The organism is Streptomyces sp. NPDC060027 (assembly GCF_042737005.1).
In the GTDB taxonomy this organism is placed as follows: Bacteria; Actinomycetota; Actinomycetes; order Streptomycetales; family Streptomycetaceae; genus Streptomyces.
The window spans coordinates 20,324-28,332 of record NZ_JBHWVI010000111.1 but is presented as its reverse complement, the minus strand read 5'-3'; the positions used below and the strand labels follow the sequence as shown (position 1 = coordinate 28,332).

Genomic DNA, 8,009 nt, shown 5'->3' with positions numbered 1-8,009 from the left:
TCTCTTTGGCGCCCCCCGCTTCTTTTGTTAACACCCCCCCGGGGCTTCTTCCACCGCCCCGGACCCCCCCCCCCCCGGGGCGCCCCCGTCCCCTCCCCCGGGGCCCCCCGCTGCAGTTTTACGGGATGACTCCCGGTTCCGCCCGGTCGCCGCCCCCGGTCTCATCCGCGGCCCATCGCCGCCGTGAGTTCGATCTCGATCACCACGCGGGACGGGTTCGGCGCCGGCGTGCGCTCGTACCGCTCCGCGTAGCGCCGCACCGCCTCCGCGACGCGTGCCGGGTCCGTGGAGACCCGGGCCCGCCCCTCCAGCGTCGCCCAGCGCGGGCCGTCCACCTGGCAGACCGCCACGCGTGCCCCGTCCGGCCCCGCCGCGAGCACGTGGCCCACCTTCGCGCTGGACTTGTTGGTGATGACCCGAGCGAGACCGGCCTCGGGGTCGTATGTAACGCCGACGGGCACCACATGCGGGGAGCCGTCGGCCCGGAGTGTCGTCAGGGTGCACAGGTGGCGCTCGCGCCAGAAGCTCAGGTAGGCGGCGTCGGGCTGCCGCGGGTCCACCGGATAGGAAGCCATGAGGCCCGAATCTACGCCTCGCGGTGCCCGTTCCGCCCCCACTCCAGCCTTGAGTGGAATAGACTCAACTTTGTGTACGTTGCTTCAGTCAGGCAACGGTCAGGACACCAGGAGGAGGAGAACGCGAACGTGGACGCCGAGCTGACCAACAGGAGCCGGGACGCGATCAACGCGGCCAGCAACCGCGCCGTGAAGGAGGGACACCCGGACCTCACCCCCGCCCACCTGCTGCTCGCTCTGCTGGAGGGGCAGGACAACGAGAACATCATCGACCTGCTGGCAGCAGCCGACGCCGATCAGGCCTCCGTGCGCGCCGGCACCGAGCGCGTGCTCGCCGGCCTGCCCAGCGTGACCGGCTCCACCGTCGCGCCCCCGCAGCCCAACCGCGACCTGCTCGCCGTCATCGCCGACGCCGCCGAGCGCGCCAGGGAGCTCGGCGACGAGTTCATCTCCACCGAACACCTGCTCATCGGGATCGCCGCGAAGGGCGGTCAGATCGCCGACGTACTCTCCCAGCAGGGCGCCGGCGCGAAAAAGCTGCTCGACGCGTTCCAGAAGAGCAGGGGAGGGCGCCGGGTGACGACCCAGGATCCCGAGGGCCAGTACAAGGCGCTCGAAAAGTTCGGTACCGACTTCACCGCCGCGGCGCGTGAGGGCAAGCTCGACCCCGTCATCGGCCGGGACCACGAGATCCGCCGGGTGGTGCAGGTCCTGTCCCGCCGCACGAAGAACAACCCCGTCCTCATCGGCGAGCCCGGCGTCGGCAAGACGGCCGTCGTCGAGGGGCTCGCCCAGCGGATCGTGAAGGGCGATGTTCCCGAGTCCCTCAAGAACAAGCGGCTCGTCTCGCTCGACCTCGGCGCGATGGTCGCCGGCGCGAAGTACCGGGGCGAGTTCGAGGAGCGCCTGAAGACCGTGCTCGCGGAGATCAAGGACTCCGACGGGCAGGTCGTCACCTTCATCGACGAGCTGCACACCGTCGTCGGGGCCGGTGCGGGCGGCGACTCCGCCATGGACGCGGGCAACATGCTCAAGCCCATGCTCGCCCGCGGTGAGCTGCGCATGGTCGGGGCCACCACCCTCGACGAGTACCGCGAGCGGATCGAGAAGGACCCGGCGCTGGAGCGGCGCTTCCAGCAGGTGCTGGTCGCCGAGCCGACCGTCGAGGACACCATCGCGATCCTGCGCGGACTCAAGGGCCGGTACGAGGCCCACCACAAGGTCCAGATCGCCGACCGGGCGCTGGTGGCCGCCGCGACCCTGTCCGACCGCTACATCACTTCCCGTTTCCTCCCCGACAAGGCCATCGACCTCGTCGACGAGGCGGCCTCGCGGCTGCGCATGGAGATCGACTCGTCCCCGGTCGAGATCGACGAGCTCCAGCGTGTCGTCGACCGGCTGAAGATGGAGGAGCTGGCGATCGGCAAGGAGGCGGACGCCGCCAGCCGGGAGCGGCTGGACAAGCTGCGCCGCGACCTCGCCGACAAGGAGGAGGAGCTGCGCGGCCTCACCGCCCGCTGGGAGAAGGAGAAGCAGTCCCTCAACCGCGTCGGTGAGCTGAAGGAGAAGCTCGACGAGCTCCGCGGCCAGGCCGAACGCGCCCAGCGCGACGGCGACTTCGACACCGCCTCCAAGCTGCTCTACGGCGAGATCCCCACCCTGGAAAGGGACTTGGAGGCCGCCTCGGAGGCCGAGGAGGAGGCCGGCAAGGACACCATGGTGAAGGAGGAGGTCGGGCCCGACGACATCGCGGACGTCGTCGGCTCATGGACCGGCATCCCCGCCGGCCGCCTGCTGGAGGGTGAGACGCAGAAACTCCTGCGCATGGAGGAGGAGTTGGGCCGCCGCCTGATCGGCCAGTCCGAGGCCGTGGGTGCCGTGTCGGACGCCGTGCGCCGCACCCGTGCCGGAATCGCCGACCCGGACCGGCCCACCGGCTCCTTCCTCTTCCTCGGCCCGACGGGCGTCGGCAAGACCGAACTCGCCAAGGCGCTCGCCGACTTCCTCTTCGACGACGAGCGGGCGATGATCCGCATCGACATGTCGGAGTACGGCGAGAAGCACAGCGTGGCCCGGCTGGTCGGAGCGCCGCCCGGGTACATCGGCTACGAGGAGGGCGGCCAGCTCACCGAGGCCGTGCGCCGTCGCCCGTACAGCGTGATCCTGCTCGACGAGGTGGAGAAGGCGCACCCCGAGGTCTTCGACATCCTGCTCCAGGTGCTGGACGACGGGCGGCTGACGGACGGTCAGGGGCGGACGGTCGACTTCCGCAACACCATCCTGATCCTCACCTCCAACCTGGGCAGCCAGTTCCTGGGCGGGCAGAGTCTCGCCGATCCGCTGTCCTCCGAGGAGGACAGGAAGCGGCAGGTTCTGGACGTCGTCCGCGCCTCCTTCAAGCCGGAGTTCCTGAACCGGCTGGACGACCTCGTCGTCTTCTCCGCGCTCGACCAGCGGGAGCTGGAGCGCATCGCCAGGCTCCAGATCGACCGCCTGGCCAAGCGGCTCGCGGAGCGCCGGCTCACCCTGGAGGTCACCGACGCGGCCCTGGCCTGGCTCGCCGAGGAGGGCAACGACCCGGCGTACGGAGCGCGCCCGCTGCGGCGCCTCGTCCAGACCGCCATCGGCGACCGGCTGGCCAAGGAGATCCTGGCGGGCGAGGTCAAGGACGGCGACACGGTCCGCGTGGACGCCTTCGGCGACGGCCTGATCGTGGGGCCGGCCACGGGCAAGACGCTGTAATCGGCGCGGCACCCGGCAGGGGCCCGCGGCACACCCGCCGCGGGCCCTCCGCGTGCCCGGACCCGTCGCTTCGGCCAGGACGGCGGTCAACCGCGTCGCGCTCGGCCGGCTCATGAATGTTCATGTCACCGCAGGATGTTCATGTCACGCTGTCCGGGCGACTTCCGGGGTGTCCGCGCGCACCGTCCCCACCTGGGCCGATGCCCGCACGTGACCGGATCTTGTCAGCCCCCGGCGGACAGGCCCCGTCAGAGGTTGCCACTCCCCGCCCCGCATGGGGGAGGATGGCAGAATCCGTACGAAGGGAAATACACGGTGAGCATCGACCCGTCCTCGATTCCGAACTTCGGGGGCCAGCCCGAGCCGCAGTCCGGCGGCCCCGCGGGCCCCGTGGTCCCGGATCAGGACCTCGTGAAGCAGCTCCTGGAACAGATGGAGCTGAAGTACGTCGTCGACGACGAGGGTGACCTCGCGGCGCCGTGGGAGGAATTCCGTACGTACTTCATGTTCCGCGGCGAGGGTGACCAGCAGGTCTTCTCGGTCCGGACGTTCTACGACCGGCCGCACCAGCTCGAGGAGAAGCCCACGCTCCTCGAGTCGATCGACGACTGGAACCGTCGCACCCTGTGGCCCAAGGTCTACAGCCACACCCACGACGACGGCACCGTCCGCCTGATCGGCGAGGCGCAGATGCTGATCGGCACCGGCGTCAGCCTGGAGCACTTCGTGTCCTCCACGGTCAGCTGGGTGCGCGCCGCCATCGAGTTCGACAAGTGGCTCGTCGAGCAGCTCGGCCTGGAGCAGGAGATCAACGAGGCGGAGAAGCCCGAGGACGACGAGGAGTAGACCCGTCCTCGCGGCGTCGTTCCTCGCGGCGCGCGCGGCCGGCTACAGCGGCGTGTGCGCGATCACGACCAGATAGGCGCCGTAGGCGAACGAGAGCCCGGCCAGGGCACCGACCACCAGGGTCGCGTGCCAGGGGCGGGCTCTCGCCGTTCGCACGAGGGCGCGGGCCAGCGGCAGCAGCAGCGGGAACGCCGGCAGCAGGAAGCGCGGCTTCGACTCGAAGAACCCGGAGCCGCCCACCGCGATCAGCAGCAGGACGCCGCTGTAGACCAGCAGCGGCAGGGGCGCCCGGTCCGCGATCAGCAGCGCGTACAGCAGTACGGCCGCGGCGACGATCATCACCGTCATGGGGAAGACGAAACGGTCCCCGTGCAGCAGCAGGTGCTTGACGAAGCGGAGCGACCCGAGGCCGAGGTCGAAGCGCGAGCCCCACAGCCGCTGCACCTCGAAGTAGCCGCCGAGCGGATCGCCCATGCGGTGCCCCACCCACAGCACGTAGCCGCCCCAGCCGAGCGGCGCGAGCGCGGCGCCCGTCCACAGCCTGTGGGAAACTTTTCCGCGGTTCCGCCAGCTCGTGTGCGCCGCCGCCGCGAGGACCGCGGCGGCCACCGTGAAGCCGTTCGGCCGGGCCAGCCCCGCCACCGCGGCCAGCGTGCCCGCCCACAGCCAGCGCCCGTCGAGCACCGCGTACAGCGCCCAGGCGGCGAACGCGGTCAGCACGGGCTCGGTGTACGCCATCGACAGCACCACCGAGTGCGGCAGCAGACCCCACAGCAGCACCAGCGCGGTACCCACCGCCCGGCCGTGCAGGCGGGCCCCGATCGCGTACACCCCGCACACGGCGGCCGCCGCCGCGAGCCAGGAGACCAGCAGACCCGCCGTGCCCCCGCTCAGCGGGGTCAGCGCGGTGACGGCGCGCACGAGGGCCGGGTAGAGCGGGAAGAACGCCAGGTCGCTGTGGACGACCGTGGGGTGGAAGAAGAGCGTCCGGCCGTAGCCGTGCGCGGCGATGCCCAGGTACCAGACCGAGTCCCAGGACCGCGCGAGCAGGGCGACCGGGTGCCTGCCGGTGGCCCAGGCGGTCGCGGCGAGCACGACGAGACCGGCCAGGCGCACGGCGGCGAACAGCCCGAGCGCCTTCACCGCGGCGGACGGCAGGCCGCGTGCGGCGCGGGACGGTCGGACGGCACGGTCGCCGGGCTCCGTGAGGGCGGGGCGAGCGAGGGTACTCGGGTGGGTCACACCCGAACTGTGCGTTCCCTATGGGGTATTCGCGAGCTTTGCTCGTCCGTGCGGGTTCCGTGCGGGTTCCGTTCGTAAGCCCCCGGCGCGTCGCCCGCACGGACGGCGCGGCCGGTGTTAGACGGCGGGGCGGTGGCCGGCTACCAGGCCGCCTTCAGCCGCCGGGACGCCTCCTCCAGCACCTCCGGCGCCTTGCAGAACGCGAACCGCACAAAAGGCGCGCCCTGCTCGCGGTGGTCGTAGAAGACGGCGTTCGGGATGGCCACGACCCCGGCGCGTTCGGGCAGGGCGCGGCAGAACGCGAACCCGTCCGTCTCGCCGAGCGGCCGGATGTCGGTGGTGATGAAGTACGTCCCCTGCGGCCGGAAGACCGCGAAGCCCGCCTCGCTGAGTCCCGCCGCCAGCACGTCCCGCTTGCGCAGCATGTCGGCGCGGAAGGCCTCGAAGTACGAGTCCGGCAGCGCGAGCGCCTCGGCGACGGCGTACTGGAACGGCCCCGAGGCCACGTACGTCAGGAACTGCTTCGCCGACCGTACGGCGCCGACCAGGGCCGGGGGCGCGGTCACCCAGCCCACCTTCCAGCCGGTGAACGAGAACGTCTTGCCCGCGCTGCCGATGGTGACCGTCCGCTCGCGCATCCCCGGCAGGCCGGCCAGCGGTACGTGCTCGGCGTCGTCGAAGACGAGGTGCTCGTAGACCTCGTCCGTCACCACGAGCAGATCCCGCTCGACGGCGAGCCGCGCGATCTCCGTCAGCTCCGCGCGGGTCAGCACGGTGCCGGTCGGATTGTGCGGGGTGTTGATCAGCAGCAGCCGGGTCCGGTCGGTGACGGCGTCGCGCAGCTCGTCGAGGTCGAGCCGGAACCGCCGATGGGCGACTCCGTCGTGGGTGCCCTCGGGCGTGCCCTCGTCGGGGCGCAGGGTCACGGGCACGCGGGTCCCGCCCGCCATGGCGATGCAGGCCGCGTACGAGTCGTAGTACGGCTCCAGGGCGATCACCTCGTCGCCGGGCTCCAGGAGCGCGAGCAGGGCGGCGGCGATGGCCTCGGTGGCGCCCGCCGTCACCAGGACCTCGGTGTCGGGGTCGTACGACAGGCCGTAGTGGCGCTTGTGGTGCGCGGTGATCGCGGTGCGCAGCTCGGGGACGCCCGGACCCGGCGGGTACTGGTTGCCGCGCCCGTCCCGCAGCGCGCGTACGGCCGCCTCCCGGATCTCTTCGGGGCCGTCCGTGTCCGGGAAACCCTGGCCGAGGTTGATCGAGCCGGTACTCGTCGCGAGGGCGGACATCTCGGCGAAGATCGTCGTCCCGAACTCGGCGAGCCGGCGGTTCAGGAAGGGGCGCGCGCTGGAGGTCATGCCGGTCATCCTCCGCCCGGGTCCGGGAGTTCCTCAACTCACCTTCGCCGACGGGCACCTGCGCAAGTCCACTACGCGCCGCCCCTGAACTGCGACCGCTACCCCAGGTCCGCCGCGCCGGAAGGCGGCTCCGGCATGGAGCCCGCAACGCCTTGGCCTCCGAGTTCGCCGTTGAGCCGGTGGGTGAGGATCATCGCCACATCGTCCGCCAAGTCGCCCTCGTTGTGGCGGATCAACGCCTGGTGCAGTTGCTCCAGGAATTCCGGTGGGGTGGTGTCGGCGTCCGTCCCCTCCATGGCCTCCGGCAGAGCGAAGAATTCGCCGTCGCGGTTGCGGGCCTCGATCACGCCGTCGGTGTACAGCAGCAGACGGTCACCGGGAACGAACGGATAGCTCTCAGGCTTGGCGGAGAGGTCGGTGGCGAGGTCTTCGAGACCGAGAGGCGGCAACGGTGAGGGCGGCATCAGGGTCGTGGCCCTGCCCTGGTGCAGCAGCAGCGGCGGTGGATGCCCGCGGTTGACCAGCTGCACCACGGGTTCGTCCGGCACCTGTGCGATGAGCGCCGTGACGAACCCTTCCAGCAGAACTTCCTGGTCGTACGCACCCGGCACGGCGACTTCCCGTCGTAGCGCGGCCGCGCAGTGGTTCATGACCTCCACCAGCTCATCCTCGTAGTGCACGGCTTCCCGGAACGCACCCAACGTCACCGCGACGGCCCGCACCGCGAGCAGCCCCTTGCCGCGGACGTCCCCCACGATCATCCGGACGCCGTACCGCGTCTGCACGGCCTCGTACAGATCACCGCCCACCTGTGCCCCCGTCCCCGCCGCGAGGGACAGGCTGCCCGCGAGCACCGGGCCCAGTCGCGCGGGTACGGGCCGCAGCACGACCTCCTGGGCCGCCACGGCGATCCGGCGGACCTGGTCGAGCTCTCTCTGCCTGCGCGTCTGCACAGCGCTGCTAGTAATGAAGCCAGCCACGGAGACCAGGGACAGAGCCAGAAAATTGGTATAGACCTGAAGGGTGCCCCATGCCCCGTTGTAGGTCGCGGTGGTCACGCTGATCGCCAGCGCGAGAGCCGCCGCCGCGGTGGTGCCCTTGGGCCCCATCGTCACTGCCGCCAAAGCCGGGACCGCAGTGAGAAAGGGCCCGGTATAGATGAAGTGCGCAGGCGTGAGCTCGATGACCAGCACGGCCAGCGCGATCAAGAAGGGCACGCATTGCATCAGCGTGAAGAGGACCCGGCCAC

6 protein-coding genes are annotated in these 8,009 nt (G+C 71.0%); 2 read left to right on the top strand and 4 right to left on the bottom strand.

Translation table 11 applies throughout. The features are described 5' to 3' along the window. Positions 1–161: 161 nt before the first annotated feature. Positions 162–575 carry a pyridoxamine 5'-phosphate oxidase family protein gene (locus tag ACFWBT_RS25315; RefSeq protein ID WP_385704266.1) on the bottom strand — a complete coding sequence of 138 codons (414 nt, stop codon included), beginning with the start codon at positions 573–575 and terminating at the stop codon, positions 162–164. Between the two features lie 129 nt (positions 576–704). Here ACFWBT_RS25315 and clpB point away from each other — a divergent pair, with 129 nt between their 5' ends. Both clpB and ACFWBT_RS25305 read left to right on the top strand, forming a co-directional pair. Next, positions 705–3,317: an ATP-dependent chaperone ClpB gene (gene clpB, locus ACFWBT_RS25310; protein WP_385704264.1), complete on the top strand. Its 2,613-nt coding sequence runs from the start codon at positions 705–707 to the stop codon at positions 3,315–3,317. Between the two features lie 315 nt (positions 3,318–3,632). Beyond that, positions 3,633–4,163, top strand: coding sequence for a YbjN domain-containing protein (locus tag ACFWBT_RS25305; RefSeq protein ID WP_385704262.1), 531 nt, complete (start codon positions 3,633–3,635; stop codon positions 4,161–4,163). A 42-nt stretch (positions 4,164–4,205) separates the two neighbouring features. Here ACFWBT_RS25305 and ACFWBT_RS25300 read toward each other — a convergent pair whose 3' ends face one another. The 3 genes from ACFWBT_RS25300 to ACFWBT_RS25290 form a co-directional block, all read right to left on the bottom strand. Next, positions 4,206–5,405, bottom strand: coding sequence for a hypothetical protein (locus ACFWBT_RS25300; protein WP_385704259.1), 1,200 nt, complete (start codon positions 5,403–5,405; stop codon positions 4,206–4,208). 140 nt (positions 5,406–5,545) lie between these two features. After that, positions 5,546–6,769 (bottom strand): pyridoxal phosphate-dependent aminotransferase, encoded by a 1,224-nt coding sequence (locus tag ACFWBT_RS25295; protein WP_385704257.1) that lies wholly within the window; start codon positions 6,767–6,769, stop codon positions 5,546–5,548. Between the two features lie 89 nt (positions 6,770–6,858). Next, on the bottom strand, positions 6,859–7,986 hold the full coding sequence (locus ACFWBT_RS25290; protein ID WP_385704272.1) for a PP2C family protein-serine/threonine phosphatase: 1,128 nt from the start codon (positions 7,984–7,986) through the stop codon (positions 6,859–6,861). Positions 7,987–8,009: the final 23 nt, after the last annotated feature.

Excerpts from the sequence above, each read along its gene's own strand:
- ACFWBT_RS25295 (WP_385704257.1), bottom strand. The coding sequence starts at position 6,769 with ATGACCGGCATGACCTCCAGCGCGCGCCCCTTCCTGAACCGCCGGCTC.
- ACFWBT_RS25290 (WP_385704272.1), bottom strand. The coding sequence starts at position 7,986 with ATGCAATGCGTGCCCTTCTTGATCGCGCTGGCCGTGCTGGTCATCGAG.
- ACFWBT_RS25315 (WP_385704266.1), bottom strand. The coding sequence starts at position 575 with ATGGCTTCCTATCCGGTGGACCCGCGGCAGCCCGACGCCGCCTACCTG.